The organism is Nocardioides sp. NPDC057767, from assembly GCF_042798275.1.
In the GTDB taxonomy this organism is placed as follows: domain Bacteria; phylum Actinomycetota; class Actinomycetes; order Propionibacteriales; family Nocardioidaceae; genus Nocardioides.
Window position 1 is genome coordinate 1 of sequence record NZ_JBHVKJ010000012.1, and the last position, 15,743, is coordinate 15,743.

Annotated in this window: 15 protein-coding genes; 8 read left to right on the forward strand and 7 right to left on the reverse strand. The window is 67.6% G+C overall.

Going from position 1 to position 15,743, the window contains the following annotated elements; translation table 11 throughout:
- Positions 1 to 45: 45 nt before the first annotated feature.
- Genes ACFVDI_RS08255 through rpmH form a run of 5 tightly spaced genes read right to left on the reverse strand, consistent with a single transcriptional unit; the run spans position 46 to position 2,396 of the window.
- Entirely contained in the window at positions 46 to 552 is a 507-nt protein-coding gene (locus ACFVDI_RS08255; protein ID WP_328528103.1) for a R3H domain-containing nucleic acid-binding protein, read from the reverse strand.
- A gap of 11 nt (positions 553 to 563) precedes the next feature.
- On the reverse strand, positions 564 to 1,556 hold the full coding sequence (gene yidC / locus ACFVDI_RS08260) for a membrane protein insertase YidC (RefSeq protein WP_328528102.1): 993 nt from the start codon (positions 1,554 to 1,556) through the stop codon (positions 564 to 566).
- Positions 1,557 to 1,559: 3 nt separating this feature from the next.
- On the reverse strand, positions 1,560 to 1,883 hold the full coding sequence (gene yidD, locus ACFVDI_RS08265) for a membrane protein insertion efficiency factor YidD (RefSeq protein ID WP_328528101.1): 324 nt from the start codon (positions 1,881 to 1,883) through the stop codon (positions 1,560 to 1,562).
- Positions 1,880 to 2,233, reverse strand: a complete 354-nt coding sequence (gene rnpA, locus ACFVDI_RS08270; protein ID WP_378902768.1) for a ribonuclease P protein component — start codon at positions 2,231 to 2,233, stop codon at positions 1,880 to 1,882. Before rnpA ends, yidD begins: the two co-directional genes overlap by 4 nt.
- 25 nt (positions 2,234 to 2,258) lie before the next feature.
- A complete protein-coding gene (gene rpmH, locus ACFVDI_RS08275) occupies positions 2,259 to 2,396 on the reverse strand; it encodes a 50S ribosomal protein L34 (protein WP_141778545.1) in 138 nt (45 codons plus the stop codon).
- A gap of 546 nt (positions 2,397 to 2,942) precedes the next feature.
- Here rpmH and dnaA point away from each other — a divergent pair.
- From dnaA to gnd, 3 genes are all read left to right on the forward strand, one after another.
- Positions 2,943 to 4,616, forward strand: a complete 1,674-nt coding sequence (dnaA, locus tag ACFVDI_RS08280; RefSeq protein ID WP_378902773.1) for a chromosomal replication initiator protein DnaA — start codon at positions 2,943 to 2,945, stop codon at positions 4,614 to 4,616.
- A 608-nt stretch (positions 4,617 to 5,224) separates the two neighbouring features.
- Positions 5,225 to 6,364 carry a DNA polymerase III subunit beta gene (dnaN, locus tag ACFVDI_RS08285; protein WP_008355535.1) on the forward strand — a complete coding sequence of 380 codons (1,140 nt, stop codon included), beginning with the start codon at positions 5,225 to 5,227 and terminating at the stop codon, positions 6,362 to 6,364.
- Between the two features lie 75 nt (positions 6,365 to 6,439).
- On the forward strand, positions 6,440 to 7,330 hold the full coding sequence (gene gnd, locus ACFVDI_RS08290) for a phosphogluconate dehydrogenase (NAD(+)-dependent, decarboxylating) (protein WP_378902776.1): 891 nt from the start codon (positions 6,440 to 6,442) through the stop codon (positions 7,328 to 7,330).
- Positions 7,331 to 7,385: 55 nt separating this feature from the next.
- Here gnd and ACFVDI_RS08295 read toward each other — a convergent pair whose 3' ends face one another.
- Both ACFVDI_RS08295 and ACFVDI_RS08300 read right to left on the reverse strand, forming a co-directional pair.
- Positions 7,386 to 7,850 carry a DUF2752 domain-containing protein gene (locus ACFVDI_RS08295; RefSeq protein WP_378902779.1) on the reverse strand — a complete coding sequence of 155 codons (465 nt, stop codon included), beginning with the start codon at positions 7,848 to 7,850 and terminating at the stop codon, positions 7,386 to 7,388.
- The gene (locus ACFVDI_RS08300; RefSeq protein ID WP_328528096.1) at positions 7,825 to 8,247 is read right to left on the reverse strand and encodes an NINE protein; all 423 of its coding nucleotides are present in this window, start codon (positions 8,245 to 8,247) and stop codon (positions 7,825 to 7,827) included. The genes ACFVDI_RS08295 and ACFVDI_RS08300 overlap by 26 nt, the downstream gene beginning before the upstream one ends.
- Positions 8,248 to 8,276: 29 nt before the next feature.
- Here ACFVDI_RS08300 and recF point away from each other — a divergent pair, with 29 nt between their 5' ends.
- The 5 genes from recF to ACFVDI_RS08325 all read left to right on the forward strand — a co-directional run bounded on the left by recF (position 8,277) and on the right by ACFVDI_RS08325 (position 15,714).
- The gene (gene recF / locus ACFVDI_RS08305; RefSeq protein ID WP_378902782.1) at positions 8,277 to 9,425 is read left to right on the forward strand and encodes a DNA replication/repair protein RecF; all 1,149 of its coding nucleotides are present in this window, start codon (positions 8,277 to 8,279) and stop codon (positions 9,423 to 9,425) included.
- A complete protein-coding gene (locus ACFVDI_RS08310) occupies positions 9,418 to 9,993 on the forward strand; it encodes a DUF721 domain-containing protein (RefSeq protein ID WP_378902786.1) in 576 nt (191 codons plus the stop codon). Before recF ends, ACFVDI_RS08310 begins: the two co-directional genes overlap by 8 nt.
- Positions 9,994 to 10,347: 354 nt before the next feature.
- A complete protein-coding gene (gene gyrB, locus ACFVDI_RS08315; RefSeq protein ID WP_378903063.1) occupies positions 10,348 to 12,411 on the forward strand; it encodes a DNA topoisomerase (ATP-hydrolyzing) subunit B in 2,064 nt (687 codons plus the stop codon).
- A gap of 49 nt (positions 12,412 to 12,460) precedes the next feature.
- Positions 12,461 to 15,160 (forward strand): DNA gyrase subunit A, encoded by a 2,700-nt coding sequence (gyrA, locus tag ACFVDI_RS08320; protein ID WP_378902789.1) that lies wholly within the window; start codon positions 12,461 to 12,463, stop codon positions 15,158 to 15,160.
- Positions 15,160 to 15,714: a DUF3566 domain-containing protein gene (locus ACFVDI_RS08325; RefSeq protein ID WP_378902792.1), complete on the forward strand. Its 555-nt coding sequence runs from the start codon at positions 15,160 to 15,162 to the stop codon at positions 15,712 to 15,714. The genes gyrA and ACFVDI_RS08325 overlap by 1 nt, the downstream gene beginning before the upstream one ends.
- Positions 15,715 to 15,743 lie beyond the last annotated feature (29 nt).

Genomic DNA, 15,743 nt, shown 5'->3' on the forward strand with positions numbered 1-15,743 from the left:
CCCCTCGTGCCAGACGGCACGAGGGGCGATCTCTTTGCTCCCGCGTCACTCAGGCAGGACGACCACGTAGCGGCGCGGCTCCACACCGGAGGACTCCGAGGTGAGGCCCGCGGCGGCGACGGCGTCGTGGACGACCTTCCGCTCGAACGGCGACATCGGCTTGAGCGAGACCGGGGCGCCGGACTCCTTGACCTTGGCCACCGTCTCCTCCGCGAGCGCCATCAGCGTCGAGCGACGGTCGGCGCGGTAGCCACCGACATCGAGCATCAGCCGGGACCTCTCGCCGGTCTCGCGGTAGACCGCGAGCCGGGTCAGCTCCTGGAGCGCGTCCAGGACCTCGCCGTGCCGGCCGACCAGCTGCTGCAGGTCGCCACCGACGATCGAGACCGCGGCCCGGTCACCCTCGACGTCCATGTCGAGGTCACCGTCCAGGTCAGCGATGTCGAGGAGCTCCTCGAGGTAGTCGGCCGCGATGTCACCCTCCTGCTCGAGCTGCTTGAGGCGCGTCTCGTCGGTGACCGCGTCCGCGGTCTCAGTCACGGTCTCGCTCACGTCCTGAGTCGTCACTTGGTTCCCCCGTTCTTCTGGGTCGTGGAGCGACCGGCGCTCGTGCCGGCCTTCTTCCGCTGGCTCCGGGTCTGGTTCTTGGGCTGCGTGCGCGTCGCGGAGCGCTTCTCGGCCTCCGCCGCCTCGTTGGCCTCGGCGATGTCGATCTCCGCGTCGGTCAGGCCCTTCTTCCTGCGCTTGGCCTTGTCACGCTCCTGCTTCGCCTCGAACGCGGGCGTACCCGGCGCCGGGTTGTTGCGGATCACGTAGAACTGCTGGCCCATGGTCCACAGGTTGGAGGAGGTCCAGTAGAGGATCGTTCCGACCGGGAAGGCGATACCGCCGACGGCGAACACGACCGGGAGGACGTAGAGCAGAAGCTTCTGCTGCTGGGCGTACTGGCCGGTCATCGCGTCGGCCGGCATGTTCTTCGACATCAGCTGACGCTGGGTCAGGAACGTGGTGGCGATCATCGCCACGACCAGGAACCCGGTCAGGAAGTACGTGCTGGTGTGGTCGGCCGTCGTGAACTGGTCCGAGAGCAGCGAACCGAGCCAGGTCGACGTGGCGAACTCGTGAGCGGCCTCGTCGCTCAGGAATCCCTTGCCGACGCCGTCCGAGGCGTGCTCGAGCATCCGGAAGAGCACGAAGAAGATCGGCATCTGCAGCAGCAGCGGCAGGCAGGACGCGAACGGGTTGGTGCCCGAGTCCTTGTAGAGCTTCATGGTCTCGTTCGCGAGCTTCTCGCGGTCGTGACCGTACTTCTTCTGCAGCTCGCGGACCTTCGGCTGCAGCAGCTGCATGTTGCGGCTCGAGTTGATCTGCTTCACGAACAGCGGGATCAGCAGCGCCCGGATGGTCACGGTGAGGCCGACGATGGCCAGAGCCCACTGCCAGCCTTCAGACGGAATGACGTACGCGAACGCCTTCTGCCACACGAGCAGGATGCCCGAGATGGCGTAATACAGCGGTGTTGCGATCCATCCGAACAGATCGCCTATGGCTCCCACGGATCAGGCTCCTCGGTTTGGGGAGTCCGCACTTACACGGACAACGTCTTCAGGGGATTTGGTAGGTACGGGATCGAAGCCCCGCGTCTTGGCCCAGGGAACGCAACGGGCCAGACGGCGCGCCGTCAGCCAGCTCCCGCGCCAGGGGCCGTGCGTCTTGACGGCCTCGAGTCCGTACGCCGAGCACGACGGGTAGTAGCGACACACGTCGCCGTAGAGCGGACTGACGAGAGTCCGCCACACGTGCAGCAGTCCGATCAGGACGGACGCGACCAGGTGGTCGAACTTGTCGAGACCGCCACGTACGACGCGGACTGCCGTGCTCATCGCAGCACCCGCTCCAGGCAGCCCCGCAGATCGGCGCCGAGCGCGTCGTAGTCGGCGTCGGCTGCGGCAGGAAGCGCACGGACCACAAGCACAGCAGAGCCCGGGAGTCCGCTCAGGGACTCCCGGGCCTGATGACGCAGTCTGCGCTTCACACGATTCCGGACGACGGCCGGGCCGACGGCCTTGCTCACCACGAAGCCCACCTGCGGCTCGCTCTCCCGGGCGGCATCGCTGCCGGTGCCGGGGACGAGCAGGTGGACCACCAGGCTCTTCGAGCCCGCGCGCTTGCCTCGTCGTACCGCTTCTTTGAAGCCCGACGAATCGATCAGTCGATGACGACGTGGCAGCACGCGCGTGGTGGCTGAGGCCGGGGCCTCAGACGGTCAGGCTCTTGCGACCCTTGCGGCGGCGCGTCGCGAGGATGGCACGGCCGGCACGGGTGCGCATGCGCAGGCGGAAACCGTGCGTCTTGTGACGGCGGCGGTTGTTCGGCTGGTAAGTACGCTTGCTCACGGGGTGCTCTTTCGTAGGTGTGGACGTGGGGCCGGCTGCTCGTCCGGCTGTCCTGTCACGCGGACAGAAGATCTCGCACCCGTAGACCGGGCGACCTAGCAACGGTACGTGGACGGCGAAACCACGGTCAAACTCACGCCCTATCACACCCCTGTGATTATCCCTCCACCTGTGGAGGACGGGTTGCCCGTGACGGTCGCCAGCCGGTAACTTCGTCCTCTACCGAGGTTTCCCTGCACATCGTCAGGAGCGTCGGCCGCATTCGGGGGGATGCCAAGCCGGGATCTATTTTTCCCGCCTGACCTGCCGATACGGTCGGATTCTCGAGGACGGCGACGTGTCTCGGTAGGTCTCCGATGCCTACATTCGGGGATGCTCCACAGCTTGTGGAAAAGTCTGTGGAGGATGTAGACCTGACCGCTGCGTCATTCCAGGCTGCATCAAGACAAGACCACCCACCCGAGCCCTCAGGGAAGGCAGGAATCTGTGGAGCACTCCGGCCTCGCGCCAGAACCACAGCCAGATCTCCAGTCCGCATGGACGCGGGTGGTCGCCGAGCTTCCGCCGAACCAGCGGGCCTGGCTCCGTGACAGCGAGCCGCTCACCCTGCATGGGTCGACCGCGATCGTCGAGGTCCCCAACGACTTCATCCGCAACCAGATCGAGGGCCGCCTGCGCGGCACTCTGGAGAAGTCGCTCGGTGAGATCTTCGACCGCGAGATCCGCATCGCGGTCACGGTCAACCCAGACATCGAGGTCACCCCCGACCCCGACACCCAGGCGATCATGATCTCCGAGCGCGAGATCGCCGCTGCCGACGCGGCCGCCGCAGCGGCCCTCCAGCAGCAGAACGCCTTCCCGCACCAGTCGGCCTTCCCGCACCAGTCGGTCTACCCGACGAACGCGCCCGGCCTGATCCCCGGCGTCCCGCCGGCGACCGAGCAGCCGCGCGAGGAGCCCGGGGCTCCTGTCGCCTACTCGGGACCGCAGGCTCCGATCGCGCCGCCTCCCTCTCATCAGCCGTCTCCGCCGGCAGGTCGTGGCGACGTACGTCCCGACTATGCCGATATGTCGACAAATCCCCCTGTGCCTCCGGTGGCCCCCGTCGAGGAGCCGGTCCCGCCGCGGCCGCTGGTGCCCGGTCCGCCGACACGAGCGAGCGAGCCGAGCCACAACGTGCTCGAGACCCGGCTCAACCCGAAATACACGTTCGAGACGTTCGTCATCGGGTCGTCCAACCGGTTCCCGCACGCGGCCGCGGTCGCGGTCAGCGAGGCCCCGGGCAAGGCCTACAACCCGCTGCTCGTCTACGGCGAGTCCGGTCTGGGCAAGACTCACCTGCTGCACGCGATCGGTCACTACGTCCGGAGCCTCTACTCCGGGGCGAAGGTGCGATACGTCAGCTCGGAGGAGTTCACCAACGAGTTCATCAACGCGATCCGGGACGACCGGCAGGACCGGTTCAAGCGGCGCTACCGCGATGTCGACGTCCTGCTGATCGACGACATCCAGTTCTTGGAGGGGAAGACCCAGACGCAGGAGGAGTTCTTCCACACCTTCAACACGCTCCACAACGCCAACAAGCAGATCGTGCTCACCTCCGACCGCCCGCCCAAGCGGCTCGAGGCGCTCGAGGACCGGCTGCGCAACCGGTTCGAGTGGGGCCTGATCACCGACGTGCAGCCGCCCGACATCGAGACCCGCATCGCCATCCTTCGCAAGAAGGCGGCGATGGAGCGGCTCACCGCGCCGCCGGACGTGCTCGAGTTCATCGCGAGCAAGATCCAGACCAACATCCGTGAGCTCGAGGGCGCCCTGATCCGGGTGACGGCGTTCGCCAACCTCAACCGGCAGGACGTCGACCTGACCCTGGCCGAGATCGTTCTCAAGGACCTGATCCCCGACGGCGGCGAGCCCGAGATCACCGCCGGCCTGATCATCGCCCAGACCGCCGCCTACTTCGGGCTGTCGATCGACGAGCTCACCGGACCCTCGCGCGGGCGTCACCTCGTCATGGCCCGTCAGATCGCCATGTATCTGTGTCGCGAGCTCACCGAGGACTCCCTGCCCAAGATCGGCAAGCACTTCGGCGGCCGCGACCACACCACCGTCATGTACGCCGAGCGGAAGATCAACCAGCTGCTCGCCGAGCGCCGAGCCGTCTTCAACCAGGTCTCCGAGCTCACCAACCGCGTCAAGATGCAGGCGCGCCAGGCCTAGCCGAACCAGCAGCCGTACGCGGCCGTCGACCCAGTCCGGGGCGGCGGCCGTTTCGCGTTTTGGGATTTGCAAAACCCACAGGACGAGATTTCCCAGGTTGTCCACAGCCCACAGGTTGGGTGGAACCTGTGGAGAACCGGCCGTTCAAATGGGATGGAAAAGGGGATGGCCTGTGCACAAAACACCCGAACGCGCCGACAACTCTCCACAGCCCACAGTGACGTGCGTCATTTCAGCAGCGCGTCCACACCCCCTGTGGAATCACATTTCCCGGCTTGACCAGGTAAAACCGCGATCATCCACATTTCCCACAGATGCTCTTACAACGTACGAAACTATTTACGTCCATGGATCCTCGGTGAAATTCCACGAACGCCCTTCCCTGGGGACAACCCGCTCCAGGTCTCGAGCGCCGTTGTGCGCTTGTGCAGAGATGACAGGGCTGAGCGCTTACCGGTTGTCGGCGGTCCGTGGCAGGATGCGTACTCCAGGTCATGTCAACGCGGGGGCGTTCCGGAACCGGTGGCGTCTTCCCCCAGGTTCAAGCACAGCCCGGGCCACATGTCCTCATACGCCCCGATGTCGAGTTAGAAGAAGGACAGGTCATCGTGAAGTTCCGCGTCGACCGCGACGTGTTCGCGGATGCCGTCGCCTGGGCTGCCCGCAGCCTTCCGGTACGCCCCAGCACCCCGGTGCTCTCCGGCCTCCTGATCGAGGCGGGTCACGAGGGCCTGGTGCTCTCGACGTTCGACTACGAGACCTCCGCGCGGGCGACCCTGTCGGCCGAGGTGGCCGACGAGGGCAAGGCACTGGTCTCGGGCAAGCTGCTCGCCGACATCTGTCGCAGCCTCCCGGCCAAGCCGGTCGAGATGGTGACCGACGGCGCCCGCGTCTCGCTCACCTGCGGGAGCGCGCGCTTCAGTCTGCAGACGATGCCGGTCGAGGACTACCCGACCCTGCCGGAGATGCCGACCGCGGCCGGCACGGTGAAGTCGGAGCTGTTCGCTCACGCCGTCGCTCAGGCAGTGACCGCCGCCGGCCGCGACGACATGCTCCCGGTCCTGACCGGCGTGCGGCTCGAGATCGAGGGCTCCACGATCTCACTGCTCGCCACCGACCGCTTCCGGCTCTCCCACCGTGAGCTCGAGTGGAACCCGGCGACCCCCGACGAGAGTCTGGCCGCGCTGGTGCCCGCGAAGGTGCTCGGCGACACCGCCAAGTCGCTGACCAGCGGCAGCGAGGTCACCCTGGCGCTGTCCACCACCGGCACCGGTGAGGGGATCATCGGTTTCGAGGGCGCGGCCGCGGGCGGCGTACGACGCACGACGACGCGCCTGCTCGACGGTGAGTTCCCGAAGGTTCGCAGCCTGTTCCCGGCCGAGCACCTCACCACCGCGCTCGTCGACAAGGCCTCCCTGGTCGAGTCGGTCAAGCGCGTCGCTCTGGTCGCCGAGCGCAACACCGCGGTCCAGATGGTCTTCGAGGACGGCGTGCTGACGCTCGACGCGGGTTCCGGCGACGAGGCCCAGGCCTCCGAGTCGATCGAGGCGACCATGGAGGGCGAGGGACTGACCACCGGGTTCAACCCGCAGTTCCTCCTCGACGGGCTGCAGGCCATCGACGAGCAGGTCGTCGAGCTCGCCTTCACGCAGGCTCCGAAGCCCGTGGTGATCAGCGGCAAGCCGGCCGAGGGTGGCGAGGAGCCGGGCTTCCGCTACCTGCTGATGCCGCGGCGACTGCTCTCCTGATTTCTGTCGCTCGTAGGGTGGTCTCGACAAGCTCGACCACCGGGCACAGCTCGACCACCGGATAAGGAACCTTGCATGGACATCGGACTCGTGGGTCTCGGCAAGATGGGTGGCAACATGCGCACCCGACTGCGGGAGGCTGGTCACACGGTCGTCGGCTACGACCGCAACCCCGACCTCGCCGACGTGGCGAGCCTCGCGGAGCTGGTCGAGGCGCTGCCCAGCCCCAAGGTGGTCTGGGTGATGGTGCCGGCCGGCGACCCGACCCGTTCCACGATCGCCGAGCTCAAGGAGCTCCTCGGTGAGGGCGACCTGGTGGTCGACGGCGGCAACTCGAAATACACCGACGACGCCAAGAACGCCGAGAGCCTGGCCGAGAAGGGCATCGGCTTCGTCGACTGCGGTGTCTCGGGTGGCGTCTGGGGCCTTCAGAACGGCTACGCCCTGATGTACGGCGGCTCCGCCGAGAACGCCGCCAAGGTGATGCCCGCTTTCGAGGCGCTCAAGCCGACCGGCACCGAGGACGGTCTGGTCCACTGCGGCTCCACCCCCGGCGCCGGCCACTTCTCCAAGATGGTTCACAACGGCATCGAGTACGCGATGATGCAGGCCTACGCCGAGGGCTGGGAGCTCCTCGACAAGGTCGACATCGTCGACAACGTCCCGGAGATCTTCGCCTCGTGGCGCACCGGCACGGTCGTACGTTCCTGGCTTCTCGATCTTCTCGTCGACCAGCTGCGCGCCGACGAGCACCTCGACAAGATCAAGGGCTACGCCGACGACTCGGGCGAGGGCCGCTGGACCGTCGAGGCCGCGATCGAGAACGCCGTCCCGATGCCGGCGATCTCGGCCTCGCTGTTCGCGCGGTTCGTCTCCCGCCAGGAGGACGACCACGCGATGAAGGCGATCGCCGCGATGCGCAACGGGTTCGGTGGGCACGCGGTGATCTCGGAGTCGGAGGCCTGATTCCTCCGGTCGGGGTGGTGGTCTCGACAAGCTCGACCACCGGCTCGACCACCGGTCAGATCGGGGGGATCGCTCCGGTCAGGGTGAGGATCAGGCGCACGGCGCCGTAGGTGATGAAGAGCGCGAAGAGGCCGATGACGACCGAGCTCTTCACGAGTTTGTCGAGGTCAGCGGGGCGTTTCCGGGAAATCCGGGAGCGGACCGAGACCACGGCAAGGGCGATCACGGCGAGGATGAGCACCGGTCCGAACCAGTTGCTCGCCAGCGAGGAGCCGACGTCGCCGTGCATGAGGTAGACCCACGACCGGGTCAGGCCGCAACCGGGGCAGGGCAGACCCGTGAGCGCGCGGAACGGGCAGAGCACCGGGCCGTCCTCGATGCCGCCGGCGGGCAGGAGCGCCGCGATGACGATTCCGCCGACGCCGATGGCGGCGGTGACCTCCGTGGAGCTCACCGCCGCGAGGCGCTCGCGCACACCGCGGTGGGCGGCGGTCTCAGGCGAGGGGGCGTCCGTCTGCATCTGGGAACTTTCGCACGATGATGAGGATGATGTCGATGATCGTCCAGATGCCGAAGCCACCGCAGGTGACCAGTTTGAGGATGCCGAGACCGATCTGCCCGATGTAGAACCGGTCGACGCCGAGGGAGCCCAGGAAGATCGAGAGCAGCAGGGCGACGAGCCACTCCCGGCTCGAGAAGACGCCCGGGATCTGTTTCACGGGAAACCACTGCTGGTCGGTGCCGAGGCTGGCCGGGGTATCCGACTTGATCTGTCCCGCCGCGGCCATCTGGGCGAGCTGCTGGACCGGGTAGGGCCCGTGGACCTGGCCCATCACCGACAGATAGAAGGGCCCGGCCGGCTCGCCAAGGGCGGGTTGCCCTGGAGGTGGGCCGTAGGGGTTGGGAGACTGGGTCATGCAGGCACCTTAACGAGAGAGGAAACCCGATGTACGTCTCACACCTCTCTCTGCACGACTTCCGCTCCTACCCGAACGTCGAGGTCCCCCTCGAAGCAGGCGTGACCGCCTTCGTCGGGCGCAACGGCCAGGGCAAGACCAACCTGGTCGAGGCGATCGACTACCTCTCCCGCCTGCAGTCGCACCGGGTCGCCACCGATGCCCCGCTGGTCCGGGCCGGTGCCGAGCAGGCCGTCGTGCGCGCCGCCGTGGTGAGGGACGGACGCACCGCGACCCTCGAGGTCGAGATCAACGCCGGCCGCGCCAACAAGGCCCGGATCAACCGGAGCCCGCTCCCCCGCACCCGCGACCTCGTCGGCCTGGTCCGCACCGTCGTCTTCTCCCCCGAGGACCTCACCCTCGTCAAGGGTGACCCCTCCGACCGGCGCCGCTTCCTCGACGACCTGATGATCCTGCGTGCACCTCGGCTGGCCGGAGTACGCAGCGACTACGACCGTGTCCTCAAACAGCGCAACTCGCTGCTCAAGACCGCCGGCCTCGCGCGCGGCTCCGCCCGGGAGGGCGCGCTCGCCACCTTGGCCGTCTGGGACGACCACCTCGCGAGCATCGGGGCCGAGATCCTCGCTCAGCGGCTCTCCCTGGTCGAGGCGTTGAGGCCGTACGTCGGCAAGGCCTATGAGACGGTCGCCCGTGGCGCGAGCAGGGACGACGCCGAGATCACCTACAAGCCGGTGGTCGAGCCTGTCGAGACCACCACCCCGAGCGTCGAGTCCCTTCGCGAGGCGATCCTCGCCGAGCTCGCCCGCCGCCAGAAGGACGAGCTCGACCGAGGCATCAGCCTGGTCGGTCCCCACCGCGACGACCTGCTCCTCCACATCAGCGCCGGTGCCGAGCGCCTCCCGGTGAAGGGCTATGCCAGCCACGGCGAGTCCTGGTCGTTCGCGCTGGCGCTTCGGTTGGCGGCGTACGACCTGCTGCGGGCCGACGGCGACGACCCGATCCTCATCCTCGACGACGTCTTCGCCGAGCTCGACAGCCAGCGCCGGGTCCAGCTGGCCGAGCTGGTCGCCGACGCCGAGCAGGTCCTGGTCACCGCCGCGGTCCCCGAGGACGTACCCGCCGCCCTCGCGGGTGCCCGCTACCACGTCAAGGCCGGCGAGGTGACCCGCGGTGAGTGACGAGGAGGTGGTCGAGCCGGTGGTCGAGCCTGTCGAGACCACTCCTGAGGAAGAAGAACCCGAGAAGCGCCCCGACGGCCTGGATCTCGCCCGCTCCCTGACCCGGGCGACCGCGAAGATGCCCGCACCGAAGGCCGGGATGCGGAAGAAGCGGCGTCCGCCCGACGGTGCGACCCGACGCGGCATGGTCTCCGGCGCGCGGCCCGACGACCGCGACCCCCAGCTCATCGACTCGGTGGTCAGCCGGATGGTCAACGACCACGGCTGGGACACCTCGCTGCGGGTCCACGGTGTGATGGCCCGCTGGCCCGACATCGTCGGCGAGGAGATCGCCGACCACACCACCCCGGAGTCGTACGCCGACGGCAAGCTGTCCGTACGCACCGACTCGACCGCGTGGGCCACCCAGCTCAAGCTGCTCGCGCCCACCCTGGTCAAGCGGCTCAACGAGGAGCTGGGGCACGGAACCGTCCTTGTCATCGAGGTGCTCGGCCCGCATCTGCCCTCGTGGAAGAAGGGTCCCCGCGGCGTACGCGACGGTCGCGGACCCCGCGACACCTACGGCTGAGGCCAGCGTCGGACCGGCCGTGAACAGGTGTTCGAGGCTCATCGCACGAGCCGCGATCTGCCGCTCTGAGCGCCCCATGGACGTATAGGGACTCACCGAGCCCCCTGCTGAGGGCGCAGAGACACCGTCAGGAGACGCACAGAGGCCCATTTAGATCACAGTTGCCCCTCAGGGCAGGCCGCGTGCGTGGAATCCGGGGTTCTACGGGGTAACATAGGGGTTGGGTCGATCGTCCTGGGTTTTCCTTCCGCGGCGCTGGTCGGCCCGTTGCATGCCCGACCGACACCATGTCCGTATCCGGACCGAAATGACAGGTGGATCGCACCGGTGACCGCTGCCGACCAGACGACTCCCATGCCGGACGACCAGACCGCAGACGGAGTCGCGTACGACGCGTCTGCCATCCAGGTTCTCGAAGGACTCGAAGCGGTCCGCAAACGACCGGGTATGTACATCGGGTCGACCGGGGCCCGCGGCCTGCACCACCTGATCTGGGAGATCGTGGACAACGCGGTCGACGAGGCGCTCGCCGGCTACTGCGACACCATCAAGGTGACGCTGCGTGAGGACGGCTGGGTGAGCGTCGCCGACAACGGCCGAGGCATCCCGACCGACACCGCGGCCGGGCAGGAGATCCCCGCGGCGACCCTGGCGCTGACCGTGCTGCACGCCGGCGGAAAGTTCGGCGGTGGCGGCTACAAGGTCTCCGGTGGTCTGCACGGTGTCGGCTCGTCTGTGGTGAACGCGCTCTCCACCAACCTCCACATGGAGATCAAGAACCGCGGTCGCCTGTGGGAGCAGGAGTTCACCCGCGGCGTACCCGACTACGACCTGCGCGAGGTCCGCGAGCTCGAGGAGGGTGAGCGCACCGGCACCACGATCTCGTGGAACGCCTCCGCCGAGATCTTCGAGTCGACCGACTACAACCTCGAGACCATCTCGAGCCACTTCCGCGAGACCGCGTTCCTCAACAAGGGGCTGCGGATCGAGCTGCGCGACGAGCGTCCGCAGGCCTCCGCGATCGCCGAGGCCGTCGAGGACGGCACCGTCGAGCAGGACACCGACGGTGCCGACGAGCTGCACAGCTCGGGCAACGGTGAGCGGGTCCTGGAGCAGTCCTTCTACTACGAGCGCGGTCTGGCCGACTACGTCGACCACCTCAACAAGCGCAAGACCCCGGTCTCCAGCATCATCGCCTTCGAGGCGGAGACCGACGAGAAGGCGCCCAACCCGATGAGCGTCGAGATCGCGATGCAGTGGCAGGCCTCCTCCTACAACGAGTCGGTCCACACCTTCGCCAACACGGTCAACACCCCCGGCGGCGGCACCCACGAAGAGGGTTTCCGCGCCGCGCTCACCACCCTGGTCAACCGCTGGGGCGAGGAGTGGGGTCTGATCAAGAAGAAGGAGGACCGGCTCACCGGTGACGACATCCGGGAAGGTCTCACCGCGATCATCTCGGTGAAGATCAGCGAGCCGCAGTTCGAGGGTCAGACCAAGGACAAGCTCGGCAACACCGAGGTCAAGGGCTTCGTGCAGGGCGCGGTCAACGACCAGCTCGGTGCCTGGCTCGAGCAGAACCCGGCCGAGGGCAAGGATGTCATCCGCAAGTCGATGGCCGCGGCCTCGGCGCGGATCGCGGCTCGCAAGGCCCGCGACCTCGCCCGCAACCGCAAGGGCATCGGCGGCGGTGGCGGTCTGCCCGGCAAGCTCGCCGACTGCCAGTCGACCAACCCCGAGGAGTGCGAGATCTTCATCGTCGAGGGTGACTCCGCGGGTGGCTCGGCCAAGTCCGGCCGCGACCCGCGCATCCAGGCGATCCTCCCGATCCGAGGCAAGATCCTCAACGTCGAGAAGGCCCGGATCGACAAGGTGCTCGCCAACCAGGAGGTGCAGTCGATCATCTCCGCGCTGGGCACCGGCGTGCACGACGACTTCGACATCAACCGGCTGCGCTACCACAAGATCGTGATGATGGCCGACGCCGATGTCGACGGTCACCACATCAACACGCTGCTGCTGACGCTGCTGTTCCGGTTCATGAAGCCGCTGATCGAGCAGGGCTACGTCTACCTCGCCCAGCCGCCGCTCTACCGCCTGCGCTGGAACAAGCCCGCCGAGCACGAGTTCGTCTACTCCGACGCCGAGCGCGACGCGCTCATGCGCGACGGCCTCGAGCAGGGCAAGAAGCTGCCCAAGGAGAACCCGGTCCAGCGCTACAAGGGTCTGGGCGAGATGAACGCCGACGAGCTGTGGGAGACCACGATGGACCCCTCGCAGCGACTTCTGCTGCAGGTCACCCTCGAGGACGCCGCGCACGCCGACGAGATCTTCTCCATCCTGATGGGTGAGGACGTCGCCGAACGGCGCTCCTTCATCCAGCGCAACGCCAAGGACGTCCGATTCCTCGATATCTGAGTCTCGCCGAGGCCCTAGATACCGATAGACGCACGCAGAAAGTGAAATCGTGACCGAGACTCCTCCGGAAGGCCCCGGGCAGACCTCTGCCGGCGGCCGGATCGAGACCGTCGAGCTGCAGTCCTCGATGCAGGCCAGCTACATCGACTACGCGATGGCCGTCATCGTCGGCCGAGCGTTGCCCGACGTACGCGATGGCCTCAAGCCCGTCCACAGGCGGGTGCTCTACGCGATGTACGACGGGGGCTACCGCCCCGACCGCGGGTTCTCCAAGTGCGCCCGTGTCGTCGGTGAGGTGATGGGTAACTACCACCCCCACGGCGACTCGGCGATCTACGACACCCTGGTCCGGCTGGCGCAGCCGTGGGTGCTGCGCTATCCGCTGATCCACGGCCAGGGCAACTTCGGTTCGCCCGGTAACGACCCGGCCGCGGCCATGCGTTACACCGAGTGCCGGATGGCGCCGCTGGCGCTGGAGATGGTCCGCGACATCACCGAGGACACCGTCGACTTCGGGCCCAACTACGACGGTCGGTCGCAAGAGCCGTCGATCCTGCCGAGCCGGTTCCCGAACCTCCTGGTCAACGGAAGCGCCGGCATCGCGGTCGGCATGGCCACCAACATCCCGCCGCACAACCTGCGCGAGGTCGCCTCGGGCGCGAAGTGGGCGCTCGAGCACCCCGACGCCACCCGTGAGGAGCTCCAGGACGCGCTGATCGAGCGGGTCAAGGGCCCCGACTTCCCCAACGGCGCGCTGATCGTCGGCCGGGAGGGCATCGAGCAGGCCTACCGCACCGGCCGCGGATCGATCACCCAGCGTGCGGTGATCGACGTCGACGAGGACAACAAGGGCCGCACCACCCTGGTCATCACCGAGCTCCCCTACATGGTGAACCCGGACAACCTCGCCCAGAAGATCGCCGACCTGGCCGACACCGGCAAGGTGCAGGGCATCGCGGACGTCAAGGACAACACCTCCTCCCGCACCGGGCAGCAGCTCGTGGTCGTGCTCAAGCGCGATGCGGTCGCCCGTGTCGTACTCAACAACCTGCTCAAGCACACCGAGCTGCAGACCAACTTCTCCGCCAACATGCTGGCGCTGGTCGACGGTGTCCCGCGCACGCTCTCGATCGACCAGTTCATCTCGAACTGGGTCGAGCACCAGATCGACGTCATCAGGAGGCGTACGGCCTTCCGGCTGCGCAAGGCCGAGGAGGACGCCCACATCTGGCGCGGCCTGGTCAAGGCGCTCGACCAGCTCGACGCGGTCATCGCGCTGATCCGCTCCTCCCCCGAGGTCGACGACGCCCGCCAGGGCCTGATCCGGCTGCTCGAGATCGACGAGATCCAGGCCAACGCGATCCTCGACATGCAGCTGCGTCGCCTCGCGGCCCTCGAGCGGCAGAAGATCGTCGACCGCCTTGCCGAGCTCGAGCTGATCATCGCCGACCTCGAGGACATCCTCGCCAACGTCGCCCGCCAGCGCCAGATCGTCGGCGACGAGCTCGACGAGATCGTCGCGAAGTACGGCGACGACCGGCGCACCCAGATCATCGCCGCCGACGGTGACCTCTCCATGGAGGACCTCATCCCCGATGAGGAGCTGGTCGTCTCGATCACCCGCGGCGGCTACGCCAAGCGCACCCTCGCCGGTGAGTACCGCACCCAGAAGCGCGGCGGAAAGGGCGTACGCGGCGCCACCCTGCGCGGCGACGACGTGGTCGAGCACTTCATCGCGACCACCAACCACCACTGGCTGCTCTTCTTCACCACGGCCGGCCGGGTCTACCGGATCAAGGCCTACAACCTGCCCGAGGCGGCGCGTGACGCCAAGGGCGGTCACGTCGCCGGCTTGCTCTCGTTCCAGCCGGACGAGTCGATCGCCCAGGTGCTCGCGATCCGCGACTACGACCAGGCGCCCTACCTCGTGCTGGCGACCCGCTCCGGCCTGATCAAGAAGACTCGCCTCGGCGACTACAACTCGCCCCGTCAGGCCGGTGTCATCGCGATCAACTTCCGCGAGGACGACGACGAGCTGATCGGTGCCGAGCTGGTCAACTCCGAGGACGACATCCTGCTGGTCTCCCGCAAGGGCCAGGCGATCCGGTTCCGCGCCGACGACGGCCAGCTGCGTCCGATGGGCCGGGCGACCTCGGGCGTCACCGGCATGAAGTTCCGGGAGAACGACTCCCTGCTCTCGATGTCGGTCATCCGGGCCGAGCACGTCGCCGCGGAGATCGCGGCCGGGCTCTCCGAGGCCAACGAGGACACCGCCGACGTCGCCGCTCCGGTCTCCGGCTCGGAGTCGCCGGACGAGGTCAAGGAGCAGTTCGTCTTCACGATCACCGACGGCGGTTTCGCGAAGCGTACGAAGATCTCCGAGTACCGGCTGCAGTCCCGCGGCGGTCTCGGCATCAAGACGATGGCCCTGGCGAACGTCGACCGCGGCGGTCTGGTCGGTGCGTTCATCGTGGTCGACGGCGACGAGGTCCTCTCGATCACCGCGTCCGGCCAGGTCGTACGCAGCCCGATCAACTCCGACTTCCGGGCCACCGGTCGCTCGACCCAGGGCGTCAAGTTCGTCTCGCCGAAGAAGGGTGACTCGGTCGCCGTCGTGGCACGCTCCGTCGAGGCCCGCGAGGTCGACGACGACGCTGTCGCCGGGACAGAGGTTGCAGATGATGTAACAATCGGTGGTGACGACGAGCACGGAGCGTCGCCCGAGACGACTACGGAAGATGAATCCTGATGACGGACCGCACCGCCGACAGCACGACTGGGGGAGTCGCGATGACCGAGCGGAACGAGACCGCACAGCCGGTGACCCAGCGGATCACGGACACGGTGGCCAACGCGGCCAGGCGCACCACCTCGGCGGTGGCCTCGACCGCCCGCACCTCCGGCCCTGCCGGCGCGGAGCGGGACGCGGTCAGCGGCTCGGCCCGCCGGGCCCGCCTGAGCCTGAGCCGGATCGACCCGTGGTCGGTCATGAAGATGGCCTTCCTGCTCTCGATCGCGCTCAGCGTCGTCGTGATCGTCGCCGTCTTCGTCATCTGGTCGGTGCTCGGCGCCGCCGGTGTCTGGGACTCGATCAACCAGGCGGTGCAGGACGTCGTCGGTGACTCCAGCGCCGGCTGGAACGTGCAGGACTACCTCGGCCTCCCCCGCGTCATGGGCTTCACCATGGTCGTCTCGGTGGTCAACATCGTCCTCATGACCGCCGTCGCCACCCTCGCCGCGTTCCTCTACAACATGGCCGCCGCCCTGCTCGGCGGCGTCGAGGTCGAGCTCACCGAGAACTGAGCCGCACCCGCTTCTCACAACCTGGGGAG

Bases quoted from the DNA above. Each gene is read 5' to 3' on its own strand.
- yidD (WP_328528101.1), bottom strand. From the start codon at position 1,883: ATGAGCACGGCAGTCCGCGTCGTACGTGGCGGTCTCGACAAGTTCGAC.
- gnd (WP_378902776.1), top strand. From the start codon at position 6,440: ATGGACATCGGACTCGTGGGTCTCGGCAAGATGGGTGGCAACATGCGC.
- ACFVDI_RS08295 (WP_378902779.1), bottom strand. From the start codon at position 7,850: ATGCAGACGGACGCCCCCTCGCCTGAGACCGCCGCCCACCGCGGTGTG.
- ACFVDI_RS08300 (WP_328528096.1), bottom strand. From the start codon at position 8,247: ATGACCCAGTCTCCCAACCCCTACGGCCCACCTCCAGGGCAACCCGCC.
- recF (WP_378902782.1), top strand. From the start codon at position 8,277: ATGTACGTCTCACACCTCTCTCTGCACGACTTCCGCTCCTACCCGAAC.
- gyrB (WP_378903063.1), top strand. From the start codon at position 10,348: ATGCCGGACGACCAGACCGCAGACGGAGTCGCGTACGACGCGTCTGCC.
- ACFVDI_RS08325 (WP_378902792.1), top strand. From the start codon at position 15,160: ATGACGGACCGCACCGCCGACAGCACGACTGGGGGAGTCGCGATGACC.